The 17,914-nt window shown below is 49.6% G+C and carries 16 protein-coding genes; 12 read left to right on the forward strand and 4 right to left on the reverse strand.

Features of this window, described 5'->3' with window-relative positions; genetic code table 11:
* The first annotated feature begins 129 nt into the window (after positions 1 to 129).
* The 4 genes from AC1S5B_RS13895 to AC1S5B_RS13910 all read left to right on the forward strand — a co-directional run bounded on the left by AC1S5B_RS13895 (position 130) and on the right by AC1S5B_RS13910 (position 5,829).
* On the forward strand, positions 130 to 1,836 hold the full coding sequence (locus AC1S5B_RS13895) for an iron uptake porin (RefSeq protein ID WP_482036263.1): 1,707 nt from the start codon (positions 130 to 132) through the stop codon (positions 1,834 to 1,836).
* A gap of 151 nt (positions 1,837 to 1,987) precedes the next feature.
* Positions 1,988 to 4,552: a heavy metal translocating P-type ATPase gene (locus AC1S5B_RS13900; protein ID WP_482036264.1), complete on the forward strand. Its 2,565-nt coding sequence runs from the start codon at positions 1,988 to 1,990 to the stop codon at positions 4,550 to 4,552.
* Positions 4,553 to 4,689: 137 nt separating this feature from the next.
* Positions 4,690 to 5,154 (forward strand): FHA domain-containing protein, encoded by a 465-nt coding sequence (locus AC1S5B_RS13905; protein ID WP_482036265.1) that lies wholly within the window; start codon positions 4,690 to 4,692, stop codon positions 5,152 to 5,154.
* A gap of 213 nt (positions 5,155 to 5,367) precedes the next feature.
* Entirely contained in the window at positions 5,368 to 5,829 is a 462-nt protein-coding gene (locus AC1S5B_RS13910; protein ID WP_482036266.1) for a hypothetical protein, read from the forward strand.
* On the opposite strand, the gene AC1S5B_RS13915 is transcribed toward AC1S5B_RS13910, so the two are convergent.
* Together AC1S5B_RS13915 and ylqF are read right to left on the reverse strand one after the other, a co-directional pair.
* Positions 5,749 to 6,480 (reverse strand): thermonuclease family protein, encoded by a 732-nt coding sequence (locus tag AC1S5B_RS13915; protein WP_482036267.1) that lies wholly within the window; start codon positions 6,478 to 6,480, stop codon positions 5,749 to 5,751. The two genes, AC1S5B_RS13910 and AC1S5B_RS13915, sit on opposite strands and share 81 nt — an antisense overlap.
* Before the next feature lie 25 nt (positions 6,481 to 6,505).
* Positions 6,506 to 7,375, reverse strand: a complete 870-nt coding sequence (gene ylqF, locus AC1S5B_RS13920) for a ribosome biogenesis GTPase YlqF (protein WP_482036268.1) — start codon at positions 7,373 to 7,375, stop codon at positions 6,506 to 6,508.
* Positions 7,376 to 7,574: 199 nt separating this feature from the next.
* Between ylqF and AC1S5B_RS13925 the strand changes: the two genes are divergently transcribed.
* From AC1S5B_RS13925 to AC1S5B_RS13960, 8 genes are all read left to right on the forward strand, one after another.
* On the forward strand, positions 7,575 to 8,129 hold the full coding sequence (locus AC1S5B_RS13925; RefSeq protein ID WP_482036269.1) for a P-loop NTPase family protein: 555 nt from the start codon (positions 7,575 to 7,577) through the stop codon (positions 8,127 to 8,129).
* Positions 8,130 to 8,212: 83 nt separating this feature from the next.
* The gene (gene dcd / locus AC1S5B_RS13930; protein ID WP_482036270.1) at positions 8,213 to 8,794 is read left to right on the forward strand and encodes a dCTP deaminase; all 582 of its coding nucleotides are present in this window, start codon (positions 8,213 to 8,215) and stop codon (positions 8,792 to 8,794) included.
* Between the two features lie 268 nt (positions 8,795 to 9,062).
* Positions 9,063 to 10,241: a class I SAM-dependent rRNA methyltransferase gene (locus tag AC1S5B_RS13935; RefSeq protein WP_482036271.1), complete on the forward strand. Its 1,179-nt coding sequence runs from the start codon at positions 9,063 to 9,065 to the stop codon at positions 10,239 to 10,241.
* Positions 10,242 to 10,259: 18 nt separating this feature from the next.
* Complete coding sequence (locus AC1S5B_RS13940) at positions 10,260 to 10,835, forward strand: TMEM175 family protein (protein WP_482036272.1); 576 nt, start codon at positions 10,260 to 10,262, stop codon at positions 10,833 to 10,835.
* 151 nt (positions 10,836 to 10,986) lie between these two features.
* Positions 10,987 to 11,655 (forward strand): HAD-IA family hydrolase, encoded by a 669-nt coding sequence (locus AC1S5B_RS13945; RefSeq protein ID WP_482036273.1) that lies wholly within the window; start codon positions 10,987 to 10,989, stop codon positions 11,653 to 11,655.
* A gap of 39 nt (positions 11,656 to 11,694) precedes the next feature.
* Positions 11,695 to 12,492, forward strand: a complete 798-nt coding sequence (locus tag AC1S5B_RS13950; RefSeq protein ID WP_482036274.1) for a TauD/TfdA dioxygenase family protein — start codon at positions 11,695 to 11,697, stop codon at positions 12,490 to 12,492.
* A gap of 267 nt (positions 12,493 to 12,759) precedes the next feature.
* Positions 12,760 to 12,882 (forward strand): hypothetical protein, encoded by a 123-nt coding sequence (locus AC1S5B_RS13955; RefSeq protein ID WP_482036275.1) that lies wholly within the window; start codon positions 12,760 to 12,762, stop codon positions 12,880 to 12,882.
* A gap of 163 nt (positions 12,883 to 13,045) precedes the next feature.
* Positions 13,046 to 13,741, forward strand: coding sequence for a hypothetical protein (locus tag AC1S5B_RS13960; RefSeq protein ID WP_482036276.1), 696 nt, complete (start codon positions 13,046 to 13,048; stop codon positions 13,739 to 13,741).
* A gap of 96 nt (positions 13,742 to 13,837) precedes the next feature.
* Here AC1S5B_RS13960 and AC1S5B_RS13965 read toward each other — a convergent pair whose 3' ends face one another.
* Both AC1S5B_RS13965 and AC1S5B_RS13970 read right to left on the reverse strand, forming a co-directional pair.
* The gene (locus AC1S5B_RS13965) at positions 13,838 to 15,997 is read right to left on the reverse strand and encodes a cellulase family glycosylhydrolase (RefSeq protein ID WP_482036277.1); all 2,160 of its coding nucleotides are present in this window, start codon (positions 15,995 to 15,997) and stop codon (positions 13,838 to 13,840) included.
* A gap of 578 nt (positions 15,998 to 16,575) precedes the next feature.
* Positions 16,576 to 17,913 carry an ABC transporter ATP-binding protein gene (locus AC1S5B_RS13970; RefSeq protein ID WP_482036278.1) on the reverse strand — a complete coding sequence of 446 codons (1,338 nt, stop codon included), beginning with the start codon at positions 17,911 to 17,913 and terminating at the stop codon, positions 16,576 to 16,578.
* Position 17,914 lies beyond the last annotated feature (1 nt).

Here is a 17,914-nt window from a genome sequence, read left to right on the forward strand (position 1 = left end):
CAGACCTAATCATTAGGAAAGTTCAATTTTTCTTGTGACAGAAATTAAACTGTTCCTTAGATCAATTCATCTCACCTCAAAAGATGCTTATTCTACTGACGTGAGATGAGTGTTTTTAAGGAAGATTTTATGAGAAAAGGTTTTATTGATAGCTCAATAAGCTGGTTTGTAACCGCTGGAGTGACGGTGACTGGCGGGATCATTGCAGGTGGATTTTTTGCCTCAGGGGCGATCGCCGCAGAGATTCTAACTCCCAATACTCCAACACCGGGTATGGAGCAAGTCAACTCCGTTTCTCAACTAACGGATGTTAAACCCACGGATTGGGCATTTCAAGCACTGCAATCCTTGGTAGAACGATATAGCTGTATTGTGGGCTATCCCGACAAAACCTATCGGGGCGATCGCGGCACCACGAGGTATGAATTTGCCGCCGGATTGAATTCCTGTCTCGATAAAATCCAAACCTTGCTTGCTGCCGCAACTGCGGATTTTGTTAGCAAAGAAGATTTAGAAACCGTCAAAAGATTACAAGAAGAGTTTGCCACTGAACTAAGCGCCCTGCGCGGTCGGGTCGATGCGCTGGACGTGCGAACCGCTACCTTAGAAAAACAACAATTTTCCACGACTACTCGATTGTCTGGAGAAGTCATCTTTTCCCGAAGCGATGCCTTTGGCGGTGAGGATGCTACTGGTTTTGGACGAGTTCCAGTCGATGCTGGCAGAGGCTCTGGAGTTCAGCAAAACCGGGTGCGGCTGAATTTACTCACCAGTTTTACGGGGCAAGATCTGCTCACGACTCGCCTAGAAGCCGGAAACGCCATTCCCACCCTAGCAACAGGCGGCACAACGGGAGGCGCAAATTCTGCCTATTTGCTCTACTCCAACGAGGGACGGCTTGCCTATGACAACTCCAGTGTGGCGATCGCCAACAATTCGGTGAATTTAAGTTTGCTGAGCTATCGCACTCCGATTGGCAATTTTGCCACCGTGACCGCGTTTGCCAGTGGTGGCTCCCATTTTCACTATGCGGAAACCCTGAGTCCTTATTTGGATGACGAGGATGGCGGCAACGGTGCGCTGAGCCGCTTTGGGCAATTTAATCCCATCTATCGGATTGGGGGAAATGGTGCGGGTGCGGGAATTAATTTCAAGCTGGGCAATATTTTTAAGATCGACGCGGGTTACATTGCAAATCGGGCGAATGATCCCAGTCAAGAAGCAGGCTTGTTTAATGGTAACTATTCGGCGTTGGCGCAGGTTTCAATTCAACCGGGCGATCGCTTAGGACTCGGACTAACCTACGTTCATGCCTACAATAACGCGGGTGCATTTCGCTATGGTGGGGCTGGCACGGCAACCGGAACATTTCTAGGCAATCTGTTGCCCGGTTCCCAGGGAGCCTTCCCCTCACCGCCAAACCGCCCCACTGTCACCGATTCTTTTGGCGTTGAAGGCTATTTCAAACTCAGCGATCGCATCGTGCTCAGTGGTTGGGGCACCTATACCCGCGCTACATTCTTAAGCGGTGGTGGCGGCAGAGGCGATATCTGGTCTTATGCCGGAGCGTTACTGTTTCCCGACTTGTTCAAGCGTGGTAGCTTAGCGGGCATTATTGCGGGAGCCGAGCCGACTTTAAAGGGAGTAAAACTTGCTGGACAGCAGCGCACAGTAGTCGATCGCGATGATGCCCTGCATGTGGAAGCGTTTTATCGCTATCGCGTGAACGACAATATCTCGATTACCCCAGGGATCATTTGGCTCCCAGCCCTCAACCAGCGCGCCGATAACGATGATGTCTTCATCCCCGTTATGCGAACTACTTTTTCTTTCTGATGAGTTGTGCGGAGTGCGGAGTGCAAGGTTCGGAGTAACGATTTAAGTGTGGTGCTTAAGTGCAGTGCAAATAATCTGAAACCTGATACGGGTTCCATCCCGCACTTCTGCCAAATTTCATCTACTCTCAAGATAGGGTTTATGGAAGAAGATGAGTGTGTCCCAGTCTGTTTCTGAGTCTTTGAAAGTTCTGCCAGTATCGCTAGAGCGTTCGTCCACTTCTGCCAAAACGATCGCGATCGACGTGACGGGAATGATGTGTGCAGGCTGTGTTCGTTCCGTTGAGCAAACCTTAACCCGCAGTTCGGGGGTAGTTACCGCAACGGTCAATCTAGCAACCGAAGTGGCAACGGTGCAGTACATCCCGGAAACTGTCACGCCCCTCGCCCTAGCAAATACGCTCACAGAAGCCGGGTTTCCCGCTCAGCCGCGCTTACCGAAAGGCGATCGCGATCGCTCTGAGATATCCCCTCCAGAATTTGATCTAAAGCAAAAGCGGCAGCAGGAAACCCGGCAGCAACTTAGACGATTGGCGATCGCCACCCTGCTATTATTTCTGTCGGCACTAGGGCATTTAGAGCAGCTTACAGAGATTACTCTGCCGGGACTCAGCAATATTTGGTTTCACTATGGACTGGCGACTCTGGCGCTGCTGTTTCCGGGACGCGCCATGGTGATCGATGGGTGGCGAGGCTTGCGCCGGAATGCCCCCAACATGAATACCCTTGTGAGCTTAGGAACTCTCACCGCCTATTTCACCAGCCTGATCGCGCTCCTCTTCCCCCAACTCGGCTGGGAATGCTTTTTTGATGAACCCGTGATGCTGGTGGGCTTCATTTTGCTGGGGCGAACCTTGGAACAACAAGCCCGTAACCGTGCTGCCTCTGCGTTTCAATCTCTGTTGGCACTGCAACCCACGGTTGCCCGCTTGATTCCGGCGCAGATAGAAGTACAAAGCGAGAATGTAGGAAAAATTCAGGAGTCCGTTGCACCCCTGGAAATCCCGGCTGAATCCGTGCGCGTGGGTGAATGGCTACAGGTGTTGCCGGGAGATAAGGTTCCAGTAGATGGGGAAATTGTGGCCGGGCAGACCCTGGTGGATGAGTCCATGGTGACGGGTGAATCGGTGCCAGTGATGAAACAGGCGGGCGATCGCGTGATTGCAGGCACACTCAACCAATCGGGGGCGATCGCCATTCAAGCCACTCGCACAGGCAGGGACACCACCCTTGCCCAAATCATCGCATTAGTTGAAACGGCGCAAACTCGCAAAGCCCCGATTCAAAAACTTGCGGACACGGTTGCCGGATATTTTACCTACGGCATTCTAGCGATCGCTGCTCTCACCTTTTTGTTTTGGTATTTCATCGGCGCTCACCTCTGGGCAGCAGAATTGGCTGGCATGGGGCAGTCGAGTCTAGGCAGTGAACATTCAGTGTTAACCCATTTGTTCACCGTCCCAAGCCATATGCTGCATCACTCCGGTCCCCCGTCGCCGCTGCTGATCAGCCTTAAAATTGCGATCGCGGTTCTAGTCGTTGCCTGCCCTTGCGCCCTCGGACTTGCTACGCCCACGGCGATTTTAGTCGGGTCTGGGATTGGTGCCGAGCGCGGATTACTGATTCGCGGCAGCGATGTTCTAGAACGTGCCCACGCCCTCGACACCATTGTTTTCGATAAAACAGGCACCTTCACTAGCGGCAAACCCACCGTCACCGACTGCTTAGTCATTGCCCCTATTCACACTCATCCTCCCAATCAAGACAGCTCTTCCTCTGCGCCCGACACCGGACACCCAACACCCAACACCTTCCTGCTTCAACTCGCCGCCACCGTCGAAAGCGGTACCCGCCATCCCCTCGCGTTGGCAATTCAACAGGCAGCCCAGCAGCAAGCGATCGCCCTGTTACCCGCCGAAGATTTTCTCACGGTGCCAGGATTTGGAGTGGCGGCAACCGTGCAATGTTCTGAAGATTTGGCTGAGCCATCGCAACGGGTATTGCTGGGAACAGCGGACTGGCTGGCGCAAAACGACATTGCGATCGCCGATGCTGTTCACGTTCAAGCAAAAAATCTGGCAACTGCGGGTAAAACCGTGGTTTATGTTGCCTCAGGGGAAACTGTCGTTGGTTTGATTGCCGTCGCGGACGTGCTGCGGTCTGACGCGATCGCAACGGTGTCGAAACTGCAACAAATGGGACTCACTGTAAAAATGCTGACTGGAGATAATGCGGATACTGCGATCGCCGTTGCTCAACTGCTGAATATTGCCCCGGCAGATACCTTGGCAAACGTTCGACCTGACGGTAAGGCAGACGCGATCGCCCAACTTCAGGCGCAGGGTTTCACAGTCGCCATGGTAGGCGATGGGATTAACGATGCTCCAGCCCTAGCCCAAGCAAATGTAGGGATTGCCTTGCACTCTGGCACCGACGTTGCCACGGAAACCGCTGGGATAATTCTGATGCGCGATCGCCTGTTGGATGTGGTGGAAGCCATCCATCTCAGCCGAGCCACGTTCAATAAAATTCGTCAGAATCTTTTTTGGGCATTTGCCTACAATCTCATCGGCGTTCCACTGGCGGCGGGGCTGTTGTTACCGAGCTATGGTATCTTGCTGAGTCCCGCTGCCGCTGGTGCCATGATGGCGTTTAGCTCAGTCAGTGTAGTCGCTAATTCACTCCTGCTCTATTGGACGATTCCTGCCCGAAAATAGCCTCCTCTAGATTTCTAAAGGACAAAACCTTTATATTCTGAGTTGATCAGCATTTTCCGATGGGCGATCGCGAATAAGACAGTGTATGATCATCGACTATATGAGAACTTTCCTTTATCGTTTGGTTGCATCTCCACATGCCTACCGCTGCCTATCAAAGCCACTTATTTATTATTCAAGACGATAAGGGTCGTGCAGAGATTACCCTTGATCGGGAGCTTCATTCGATTGGTCGTGATCCTGACTGCGACATTCGCTTAGTGTCTCAGTTTGTTTCACGTCGCCACGCCACCCTAGTGCAGCTAGGCAATGACGATGGCACCTATTGCTATCGCATTGTGGATGGCATCCCGGCAGGGCGATCAAGCTCCAATGGATTGTTAATCAATGGTCATCGACTGCGCGCCCACACTCTAGAGCATGAAGATGAAATAGTATTTGGTCCCAATGTAACGGCGACCTACCTTTTGTTAAGGCGAGAAGAGGTGATCACAGCGCTACCCGACGAATACGACATTACGCTAATTGGACCCAATATGATGGGACATCCAGAAGCTGGGGGAAGTAGTGGCGACACCCTGCGTCAAATGTACGTTAAATAAAGCTGGTTGAACCAATAGGAGTTAGGTAAACGCCTCAGTTTAAGGTTGAAATCTCTACCCACAGAGGGTTTTAGCTATTCTTAAAATAGGTGTAGTGTTAGCCTATTGATTCGTAATGATCAGCGATCGCAAAAAAGCGACATTTTAGTGTTTCATCTATTAAAGCTAACTATCTCGCACTTTTCCGCAACCCCGCTTCATGCAACAATGCTGATGGCTACGCATATCATGAATAAGTTTTTAAGATTCATTCCAGCGGCGATCGCTCTTGCGATTCCATTTGCGGCTCCAACCCACGCCCAAGTTGCGGATGTGCCTATGGCGAACCAAGTAGGAGACTTTACCACCGCAAGAGTGATGGGAAATCGCGGATACTATCGCAATACTCATTGGCTAGTGGTTGATTCTAGCGGTTCGCTCAACTGCCGCGCCACGCCTAACGGGACGGTGACGACTCGCCTGTCGAGCGGCTGGATTGTGACAGCCGCGTTTCCTAATAACAAAGATGGTGATGCCATTGTCATGGAGAAAAGTAAACCCTGGCTACGAGTAATTGCAACCAATCCACTCGGTGTCGGGAAACAACCAGCTTGTCTAGTCCGTGCCAACCGCCGTTATATTGCCCCGATTAGCATAGACTACATGAACGAAACGATCGCCGAAAAAGTGAAGTGACGCGTTACGAAACTGCCACGGCATCACGGGTAGGGGACTGTTAGGATTCCACACGCCCACGCCTTGCTGCTTAGCGATCGCTTCTGCTTGGCGATATTGCCCTTGAGTGGCGACACAGTTGTGAAAATATTGCGGATAGATGACCGCCATCCCTTCTTGCACCAGTTGCAAGTTAATCGATCGCCCATTCACATACACTTCTGCCACAGTCCGCCCATAGCGATCGCGATCCGCCTCTCGTAGTTGCACGACTCGCCCAATCGGTAAAAGCTGCTTCAACCGCTCGGAGGCAACCTGTCCCCAAGGGGCTTGGGCGCGTTCTGGCGCATCCACACAGGCAAGCCGAACGGTTATCTTGGTCTGCCGATCTTGCACTTTCAAGGTATCGCCATCCCCTACACTTAGCACAACAACCTGACTCTGGCGATCGGGTGGTGTTTGGGTGTGGGGTGGTTGGACGCTGGGAGGAGGCGATGGCTTTGGCTTCGCTCCCCCGCGACGAGGCAGCTTTTCGCAAGCAATCCCATCATTATCGCGATCAAGATAATTGGCTCGCTGGGTTTGCATAAAAGCTTGCGCCTCTTCTTGAAAGGCAAAATCAGCACATTTTGCCCGCTGTGCTTCGGCATTGGGAGTAACCGCAACGCTCATACATATCGTTGTGAAAATGAGTAAATTAGTCCGCATTTTTCGCTTGAATATCGGCTTGGGATGGAACTTCTAGGGCGATCGCCCCTAGCTGACCCACCCGAAAATCATTCAGTAACTGCCGTGCCGTTCGCTCTACGTTGCCTTGATAGCGAAATTTTGCTAACGCATGGAGATAATCTTCGCCCGTCAAGTCTTCTAGAGAAAAATTATAGCGAGTCTGGAGAGCGATTTCAGCTTGGATCGGTCGGAGTAACTCAATCAAAATCGCAGCGACCCGCTGATTGTCGTAAGACGCTTCGCCGATGTCATCACAAATCGCCAGTTTAATCGCAGCAAGTTGATTGGTGAGTTTAGAAGGCAGAACCCCTGGCGCATCCAGTAGCTCAATTTGGTCAGAAATACGAACCCAGCGCAGTTGGCGCGTGACCCCCGCACGGCGAGAACTTGCAACCACCCGCCGATTGAGCAATCGATTGATTAATGCAGACTTGCCCACATTTGGGAAACCCATCACCACCGCCCGCACCGGACGCGGCAACATGCCGCGATCACGCCTGCGCTGATTCATTTTCTCCCCGGCGGTTTGTGCCGCTCTCGTAATCGCCTCAATCCCTTTACCATGCTGGGCATCGGTAAACAGCGGCTCCTCTCCCCGTTCCCGAAACCAGTCTGTCCACTGCTGCCGCGCCAATGCCGGAATCATATCCATCCGATTCAGCACCAACACCCGCTCTTTGGTGCCAATCCACTGCTTCACTTGCGGATGCTCGGTCGATAGCGGAATTCGCGCATCCCGCACTTCCAGCACCACGTCAACCCGCTTAAGCTGCTCTTGCAGGGATTTTTCGGCTTTGGCAATGTGACCGGGATACCATTGAATGGGCGGAGAAGTCATGGATTAAACAGCCAAAATTGAGCAAGAACCTGATGTTCTATGGTACTACTCTAGCCCCTGAAACCTGGCCCCTGAAACCTGGCACTCAAACCCTTGGTCACAAAATGTAGCGTTGTTTAGGTAGGAAACTGGAGAAAGTACGCTATATTTTGCCTATCTTTAAATAGTCTCGTTTCAAAAAGCCCCGTTATTTCTATTCATGACGCAAGCAAAACTCATGGTTTCCCAGGTTGAAACACCGATTCTAGACGCGAGTCGTCACCCTGCCCATTCGATTGAAGGGCTGGTGCAGGTATTCACTTGCACCCATCGCAGTTTTTTCACCAACGTCATGGCGCAAGCGCTTCGCATCGCTGGACAAGGAACCCCGGTTCTGGTCGTCCAGTTTCTGAAAGGGGGCATTGCCCAAGGCTACGATCGCCCGGTGCAACTGGGGCAAAGCCTCGACTGGATTCGCTGCAACTTATCTCGCTGCATCGATACGCCTGTGCTAGATGAAAACGAGCAAAAATCCCTGGAGGAATTATGGCTGTATACTCAAAACGTCGTTTGCCAAGGGAAATATGAATTGGTTGTCCTAGACGAATTGAGTCTTGCTATCACCTTTGGGTTAATTTCGGAAACCGACGTGTTAGCCTTTCTCAAAAAGCGTCCCCGCAACGTCGATGTAATTCTGACGGGCCCCGAAATGCCGCGATCGCTGCTCGATGTTGCCGACCAAATCACCGAACTTCGCCGCAGCCATCAACCGTGAATTAGATTTCAGGTTTCAGGTTTCAGGTTTCAGACCACAGTTAAAAGTCAACTCAAAATTCAAAACTTTTTGCCTCTCCTCCTATGATTCAAAACGACACCTGGATTACCTCAATGGCAGCGAAGGGGATGATTACCCCCTTTGAGCCTCAGCTTGTCCGCCATGTAAACGATTTGCCTGTGATTTCCTATGGGTTAAGTAGCTATGGCTACGACTTGCGATTATCGGCGGCAGAATTTCGCATTTTTCGCCATATTCCCGGTAAAGTAGTTGATCCGAAGCATTTTAACCCTGCCAATTTGGAAGCAACCGAGCTACACACGGACGAAAATGGTAGCTTTTTCATCTTACCTGCCCACTCCTATGGGTTAGGTGTGGCGTTGGAGCGGTTGGCAGTGCCGGAAAATGTGACGGTGATTTGCATTGGCAAAAGCACCTATGCTCGAACAGGGCTGATTGCCAATCTCACGCCTGCTGAGGCGGGTTGGCGTGGTTACTTGACCTTGGAATTTTCCAATTCTTCTAGCGCCGACTGCCGCATTTATGCCAATGAAGGCGTAGTGCAATTAATCTTTTTAGAAGGTGCGCCCTGTGCGGTAAGCTATGAAACCCGTCAAGGAAAGTATCAAGATCAATTGGAGCAGGTGACGCTGGCAAGAGTTTAGTGCAGAGTCGAGATCAGGTTTCAGGTTTCAGATTCCTATCCTCTACCAATTTGAAATTGGAATGTGACCGATGGCTTTCTAAAAACGGCAATGCCTCTGTGTTGTGGAACTCAAAATATCTCCTACCCTGCGGCAAGCAAGAGCTAGGTCAACGCTGAGTGCAATGCACACCCTGCGCGAACGCGAACAAAACTCAAAACGGCATACCTCTGAACTCCTTACCCTGATACCTGACCCCTGAAACCCGCAACCCGACCCCTGAAACCTAATGCCCAATTTTCCCAAAATTATTCTGCAAAATAGTAAAGCCGATGCCGTCCGGCGGTTTCATCCATGGATTTTTTCGGGGGCGATTAAGCAGAAAGATCCAGAGTTGCAGGAGGGGGCGATCGCGGAGGTATTCAGCGCCAGTGGCGATTTTTTGGCGATCGGGCACTATTGCGGCGGCAACATTGCGGTTAGAGTCCTAGCGTTTGAGCCGATTGAAAGCGTTGAGAAATTATTTTTAGATCGGTTTCACCGTGCCTATGCGGTGCGGCAACAGGTGGGGTTAGCAGAGAGCAACGTAACCAACTGCTATCGTTTGGTGAATGCGGAGGGGGACGGGCTGCCGGGCTTAATTGTGGATTGGTATAACGGAACGGCGGTGATGCAAGCCTATACCCTGGGGATGTATGAGCAGCGATCGCAGATTGTGGAGTGCTTACAGGCAGTCTATGGCGATCGCTTGAAAGCGGTGTATGACAAAAGCGCGGCGGTGCTATCCAAAGCTCAATCCACCAATCAATATTTGTTTGGCGAAAAATCCGATGGCGTGGTGCAGGAATACGGACACCGTTTTAGCGTGGATTGGGAAGAAGGACAAAAAACGGGATTCTTTTTGGATCAGCGAGAACATCGACAACTGCTTGCCCAATACGCTAAAGGCAAACGGGTTTTGAATACCTTTTGCTACTCTGGCGGATTTTCGGTGTATGCCGTGGATGCAGGGGCGGAGGTAGTGCATTCCGTGGATAGTTCAGCCAAGGCGATCGCCCTGACTGAAGAAAACATCGCGCTCAACAATCCCCATCCAGTTGAGCATGAATCTGTGGCTGCCGATGTGTTTGACTATCTCAAAGGCTGCGACCCGGTGTATGACATCATCATTCTCGATCCGCCCGCCTTCGCCAAAAACCTGTCAGCCCGTCATCAAGCGGTGATGGCATACAAACGGCTGAATCAAATGGCGTTTGATAGGCTGCGACCGGGCGGCATGGTGTTCACGTTTTCCTGTTCTCAAGTGGTGACTCCCGACTTGTTTAAGGGCGCAGCCATGGCAGGGGCGATCGAGTCTCGAAAAGCCATTCAGGTATTGCATTCTCTGGCTCAACCTGCCGATCATCCCATCAGCATTTATCATCCTGAAGGACTGTATCTCAAGGGTTTAGTGCTAAGCGTGGAGTGAATAGGAGGAAAAATAGCAATGGGGAAAGGGAGATTAGAAGCGTTTAGCGATGGTGTGATTGCCATCATCATCACGATTATGGTGCTGGAATTGAAGGTGCCCCATGAAGCCGATTTTGCAGCATTGCGATCGCTGATTCCAGTATTTCTGAGCTACGTGCTGAGTTTTATCTACATCGGCATTTATTGGAATAATCACCATCATTTGCTTCAGGCAACTCGCCAGGTGAATGGTGCCATTCTTTGGGCAAACCTGCATTTGCTATTCTGGCTCTCCCTATTCCCATTTGGCACTGCCTGGATGGGTGAGAACAACTTTGCCACGTTCCCCGTCGCCTTTTATGGAGTGATTTTGTTGGCAGCAGCGATCGCCTACTTCATTTTGACGCTTACTCTTGTTGCCCACCACGGTAAAGATTCCACTCTCGCGATCGCCATGGGGCGAGATTTCAAAGGCAAACTATCCGTAGTATTATACGCCGTGGCAATTCCGCTTGCCTTTGTGCAGTCTTGGCTTGCCTGTGGACTGTATATTTTGGTTGCCGTGCTCTGGCTGATCCCCGATCGCCGCATTGAAAGAACTCTGATTTCTTGATGGGAGATCGTTGCTCTTAACCTCTTTGATGCTGGGTTGGGCTTCAGTTTGAGGCATATTTAGCTTGGCAAAAGTATTGCTTTTTCGTTACGCTCTTGTCAGAAACATCTGGGCAACAAAGTCCGCACAAGACAGATCCCACAGAAACCATATGTCCGCTATTCTCTTCGGCTCGATCGGTACGATCACAGATACTTCCGAACTACAAAGACAGGCTTTTAATCAAGCTTTTAAGGCTCATGAACTCGATTGGTGTTGGAATCGAGGCGAATATCTGACGATGTTAGAAAAAAGCGGGGGAAAGAATCGAATTGCTGATTACGCAGAGTCCATCGGGCAAACAGTTGATGCTGCCGCAATTCACCAGTCCAAGTCAGAATTGTTTCAAAAAAGCTTAGCTGAATCTCAGGTGCCGCCTCGCCCCGGTGTAGTCGAAACAATACAGGGCGCAAAAAGCAAGGGTTTGAAGCTTGCTTGGGTCACAACAACTCCTCAGAAAAATATTTCGTTGCTGATCGCAGCCTTGCACCCAAGCATCCAGGCTGCCGATTTTGATTTGATCCTAGATGCCTCTAGCGTAGAGTATCCAAAACCCGATAGAGCAGCATACACTTTCGCATTAGAAAAGCTGGGTGAAAAAGCAAATGACTGCATTGCGATTGAAGACAATTTAGACGGAGTAGAAGCCGCGATCGCGGCGGGTCTAGATTGCGTTGCCTTTCCAGGTGAAAACACTGTTCATCACAACTTTGAAAAAGCACCCTATCAGGTCGATCGATTAGATTTTGATGAGTTGCAAAAGTTCCTTCGGAGCCAGTAGATCGCTCAAGATATCAAGCTGCATAGAGTAGCAGGGGTTATGAATAGAAGAACTATTGATTTTCGTAACCTCTCACCTTTTGGGATTGAGGCGAATGGGATTAGAATCACTGAAATGGGCGATAAAGATATCCTTTCTTTGAAGGATGCCCTTGCTAATCGTGGCTTTATTGTCCTTCGGCAACAAGCGGTAAGCGATGCGGATTTTGTTACCTTTCTCAATCGGTTAGGGCAAATGACTTTTACAGTAGGTGAGATCCCAGTCTTAGATCAACCTTCTCTCAATCTCGTCAGCAATGTTGGACGAGTTCATCCACCTAAAAGCGTTTTTCATACTGATACTAGCTATATTGCTCAGCCACCTGCATTTACAGCCTTACGCGCCTTAACCATTCCTTTGTCGGGTGGAGAAACGCTACTTTCGGATCAATATCGTGCCTATGAGACGTTACCTAAAACAGTGAAGGAGCAGCTTGCAAATGCTGAGGTTCTCCATGTCATGTCTGGGCTAACGTTAGATGAAAGTCAGGAAAGACAAAGTTGGCATCCCCTGTTCATGCGGCATCCTCTGTCCGGTCGCTTGGCATTATTTTTATCGACACCAGAACGATGTCAGGCAATCTCAGGCAACAGGCTCGAAGAAGCTCAGCGGATTATTCGGTTACTCTATAAACATTCAATTCGCCACTACCGGCTTTACCGTCATAGATGGCAACTAGGCGACATTGTGATTTGGGATAACCGCTGTACGATGCATCATGCTGATCACTCAAAGGTTGTTGGCGATAGAGTCTTACATCGGGGGATTGTGTTGGGTGAAGCCAGTAGTTTAAGGTAGGCAACCTCAGTCTTGTTTTTTGGCTCCTAGCAGGGCAGAAAATTTAATTACAGAAAATAATGCCTGCCTAAATGGATTTCTCTAGCATAACGGGTAGTGTCCTTGCAGCAGTTGATAGATAAAGCCAACGAAGTCAGCTTCGGGCGATCGCCGATGGCTACGACCTGATCGCTCTCTCTTGGCGGGATGGGCAGCGGCACGATCAAATGATGGACTCTAAAGTCGATATGGTGCAAAAGCTTTGGCGGGCATTCTGATTGAACTCACTTGTCTTGCTATCAAAGGGATGTAGAACCTTGTAGGCGCTGTGATTTCTGCCGAATTCGAGATAAAGCCTTGATCGAAGCAGGACGCGCTGATCTGGCAACGCCTGTAGGAGTTAAGTTCTGATCTTTACCTTCTTCTCCGAAAAACGTAAGATTCTGAAGCACTAAATATTGATGGTTATTAACTTGGGGTTGCAACCCGCGCCAATTGTTTTGGCAAAAAGCTAGATCGATGGTCGTCATCCATGTTGAAAATCCATTTGAGTTTTATTTGGCAGTAGGAATCCATGTTTAAGCAATCTATTTTGGTGGTGTCAGGAGTATCAGCGGTCTTGATGACGACAACCGTTGGAGCGATCGCCCAGACAAAACCGCCTTACAATTGCCTGACTCGCGAAGTCTGGAGTGCGGAGAAAAAAGCCTGGTGCGATCGCTATGGTCCCAAGACAAAGCCAGCCGTATTACCGCCCAAAGCAAGCACCTCTACCCCGTGGCATAACTGCTTAACAAAGGAAGTGTGGACGGCGGATAAACAGGCTTGGTGCAATGCTCTCAAGCAAATGCAAAATGCGACCTATCAAGTTCCTGATGTGGGCACTGTGACACTCACAAATGGCAGGTATAAAAATTCTCAGAAGCAAATCACAGTGACTTTGGGCAATCAACCCGGCATGGTGATATTTGATGACCTGACGGGCGATGGCAAAAAAGATGGGGTGGCGCTACTGGGCGTGAATACAGGCGGCTCTGCCAATTTTATTTATTTGAGTACTGCTTGGAATAATAATGGCACGTTAACACCGCTTGTTCCGGTAATCTTGGGCGATCGCATTAAGGTAAACTCCATGCAAACGCAAAATAAGCGGGTCAAACTGGATATGCTCGTTCACGGTGAGAAAGATGCTGCCTGTTGTCCTACTCAACAGAAGACCCAAAGTTTTACTATGCTGATGCAGCCGACTTTGGTGCCAATCGAGCGGTAATAAAGGGCGTGTCGTGACACGCCCTTTCAAGCTTTAGCAAGGCGCTAAGCTAATCTCTAGCGCACCTGGCGGCAAAGCATTGATGTAGATTTTGAATTAATTCAAAATCTTGCTCAGCAACTGCATTTTTGGTTGGTCAACGGTTTGCCAGTCATCGAGCAGCACCCCGCCTGTATCGCCACTGTTGGGGTTCCAACTCCAATAAGCAAAGTCAAGGTCTTTCTCCTTAATAAAATCAACAAACATTCGTTGCCATTTGCCTTCACTAGACTGATCATCAACATTGCGCCCACCAAACTCGCCGACTAAAACGGGCGCAATATTTTGAGTTTCGATGTAGTTGAACTCAGTTTCCCAACGCGCAGGCAAGTTATTAGGATATGACGGATCGTTGAACCACTCTGCCTTGTAAACGCCGTCTCCATATTCATGGGTTGAGTAAACAACCTTGTTAGACACATTTAGCCTTACAGGATTATCACCCACACCTTGTAGGTCGCCGCCCCACCAAGATCCATTTTCAACTTTGCCTGCTGGTGCTTGCTGCACCCCTTCAACAATGATTAACCAATTTGGATTGACAGCATGAATTGCGTTTCCAGCTCGTTCTGCTGCGAGTCGCCAGTCGGTTGCTAAGTCATTGCTGCCCCAAGTGGCAGCATCATGAGGTTCGTTTTTGAGATCAGCCCCAATCACGTTGGGTTGGTCTTTATAGCGTTCGGCTAACGATGTCCAGCTATTAATCCAGTCGGCTTCGCTATGGTTTTGGTCGTACCACAGTTCAGGGATTGACTGGTCGTCAAGTCGATGGCTATCTAGCAGCACCATAAGTCCTTGATTTTTGGCTTCTGCTACAATCGCATCCATCACTTGCAGAGGTGTTTTGCCTTGCAGATCTTTGTTGTTACCGATTTCAAAATTGATTCCTGAAATTTGGGTTGAGTTAAGCGCATCCACTGAGAATGGTAGGCGAATCATATTGAAGCCTTGCTGCTTAATCTGTGCCACCATCTCTTTATAGTCACGCACCCATAATCCGTGAGGAACATGAGTATCGATCTCTGTCCCAAACCAGTTCACACCCTGTAACTTGATGGGTTGCCCAGTTGCATCAATGATTTGATTGCCACGGGTTGATAGCGGGAACTTCATTAGAGATGTGTCGCTGATGCTGCCGATAGAGGGCGGTGTGAGTATCGGGGCGATCGCTTTTTCAGTAAGCTGTGCATTCGCCCAATCCGCATGGTCATAGCTACCATCACCATCACCATTAGTCACCACTAGCTTCAGGTTTTGCTTGCCCGTAAGATCAACATCGGCTAGTTTAGTTTCACTATTTCCAGTCATCGTTCCACTGTCGTAGAGCTTACTGCCATCTGCCCACACCTGGAAAGCAACCGAGCCTTTATCGCCGACCTCGTCATCTACACCCACATAAGATGTAAAACGAGTGTAAGCACCTCCAAGGGAATAGTTGATTTCCGAGTCAGAGTGGACTCCTAAACCCTTCTGATAAGTTGTGCCATTGAGCGTTAGAGTTTTACCATCCGTTGAGCCTTGCTCTCCATTACTTCTATCTTTTTCAACAGCACCCCAACCGCTAGTAACACTCGTCCAAGCGCGATCGCTCAAGTAGACGACATTACCTGATGGTGCAGGTGCAGGTGCAGGGGGTAGCGTTGATATGTCGAATGGAGTGAAAAGCTGGTTGCTAGAGATAACTTCTTTCGTTTGACTCTTGCTTGACCAAAGCAACTTGCTAACGGCTTTACCACCATTTTCATAGTACTCAAGCTTGATGTCGTAAGCTTTGCCAGCCTCTAGAGTAATTTTGCCAGTGTTCTCGGTCACACCGTGCAGTGTCCAGTTATTGATCAACTGCTGACCATTCACAGAGAGTCTTACGCCATCATCTGATCGGGTGTAGAACGTGTACTCCTCTGAGTGGAGAGGCTTTACTTTGCCTGTCCAGCGGACGGAAAAGGTATCCGGTGCAATTTGGCTATCGGGTGAGCCTTTTTGCCAATCAAAGTTGACGGTGGCATCTGTGCGGGTGAGTTTGAGATTGGTGAAATCGGAATTATCGAAATATTCAGCTTTAAGACCTGGTGCAGGTGGACTAGAACTGTGCCATGAAGTTGCACTATCCGTTGGCAACAGGGAAGAAGAGTTGAGCAGTGAAGCCTGCATGGCTTGATTGCTTGATTCTAGAAGTGGAGCTTGACTTGTGACATCGGTGAGAGATATGGAATTCATCAGTTAAGTTGCCTTATGGGTGCAAGGTTGTTTGGTAGAAGCACCATCAGGGCTTGATTCAGTTGAAGATACAGGAATCCGAATCAAGTCATTCAGCAACAGGGAAGAATGTTGGTTTCCACGGTCAGTATGGAATGTTATGGATTTAATCCAGTGATTGAAGGAGCGCTTATGTGACTGGAACACCTAAAACTATTAACGGTAACCAAAGTAAAATTTCTTCTTTGACAGGTTTTAATCGATCGCTGAGTTAGATTGAAAGGCTTGTCTACCCCTCATTCATCTACTTAGTAAAGTTTCGATAAAGCGTTTTTTGATTATGGTGAAAAAGTAGTGAAGCCGTATGACAGTTTTCGCAACGCCACACAAAATATGAAATCTAAGCGATGAAAACAACACAAGATACACTTAATGAAGTGGCGTAGTTGTCATCGGTTGTAGTAGAAATATCCAGAGTTTCAGCAGCAGTATTGGGTAAGTATTCTGGGCAATCGGCTATGGTGCATGGTAGCCGCCTAATCAAGATCGCGACAATTTCCTACTCGCATAGTGATGGAGTTACCGAACGGGGTTAGTTTCTATGGTTTCTGGGCGATCGCCAAGCCCGTATTGGGATCAAATAGGTGGATTTTTTCCTGGGCGATCGCCAGCCACACATCATCTCCTACCTGGACGGAGTGATCGGGTTCAATCCGAGCTTGCAGCAGCATCGGGCGCGTTGTCGGTGCATCTAACCAGCGCACGGTGAGATAGGTTTCACTCCCCAAGGCTTCCACCAATTCCACCCGCACCTGCAAGTTTTTGGGGGCTGGCATCCCCACGCTGAGATGTTCTGGGCGAATTCCCAGTAGAATTTCTTGCCCGTCGTAAGGCTGAAGTGCCGCTTCCCATGCCGCTGGAAGCGTTAGTCGAAACGGATCTTGACTAATCAACAGCGGCGCTTTTACCTGAATGGGCAGGAAGTTCATCGGCGGTGAACCAATGAATTCCGCTACAAATCGATTGGCTGGATGATTATAAAGTTCTAGCGGGGACGCAATTTGTTGAATTTGTCCTGCGTTCATCACGGCAATGCGATCGCCCATGGTCATTGCTTCAGTTTGGTCATGGGTCACATAAATCGTCGTGGTGCCCAGTTGACGCTGAAGTTTAACAATGTGCGATCGCGTTTCTGCCCGCAATTTTGCATCTAGGTTAGAAAGCGGCTCATCCATCAAAAACACCTGTGGATCTCGTGCCATCGCTCTCCCCAGCGCTACCCGCTGCTTTTGCCCACCCGATAGCTGCTTGGGTAACCGATTTAGCAATCCATCAATTTGTAAAATTTGAGCAATTCGCTGTACCTGTTGATCAATCTCTTTCTCGCGGGGGGGCTGATAGCGCAATCCTTTCGGCAGGTTGCGAGTCGTTTCAATCAGCAAATTTTCTAGCCAGAGAGGGAAGTTCGGGGTTCGGGGTTTAGGTTTCGGATTTCGGGGTTCGGATTTCGAGATTTGTTCATTCCTGTTCGCTATTTCCTGTTCTCTGATCCCTCTTTCCTGACCCTTAACCGCTCTCCGTAGCCCAAACGCGAGGTTGTCATACACCGTCATGTGCGGGTAGAGGGCATAATTTTGAAACACCATGGCAATGTCGCGCTCTTTGGGAGGCAGGTCGTTGACGAGGCGATCGCCGATGTAAATGTTGCCGCCCGTCAGGTCTTCGAGTCCGGCAATCAACCGCAGCAGCGTACTTTTACCACAGCCCGATGGTCCGACTAACACCATAAACTCGCGATCGTTGACCGTTAAATTAATGTTTCGCAGAACCGCCGTTGGCTGGCGGAGTGCAGTCTGTTCGGGAAGTGCAGAACTCCCAGACTGCGGCGTTCCGGGCTGAAAGCTTTTGTAAATAGTTTCTAAAACGACTTGTGCCACG

This window comes from Leptolyngbya sp. CALU 1928, assembly GCF_056784215.1.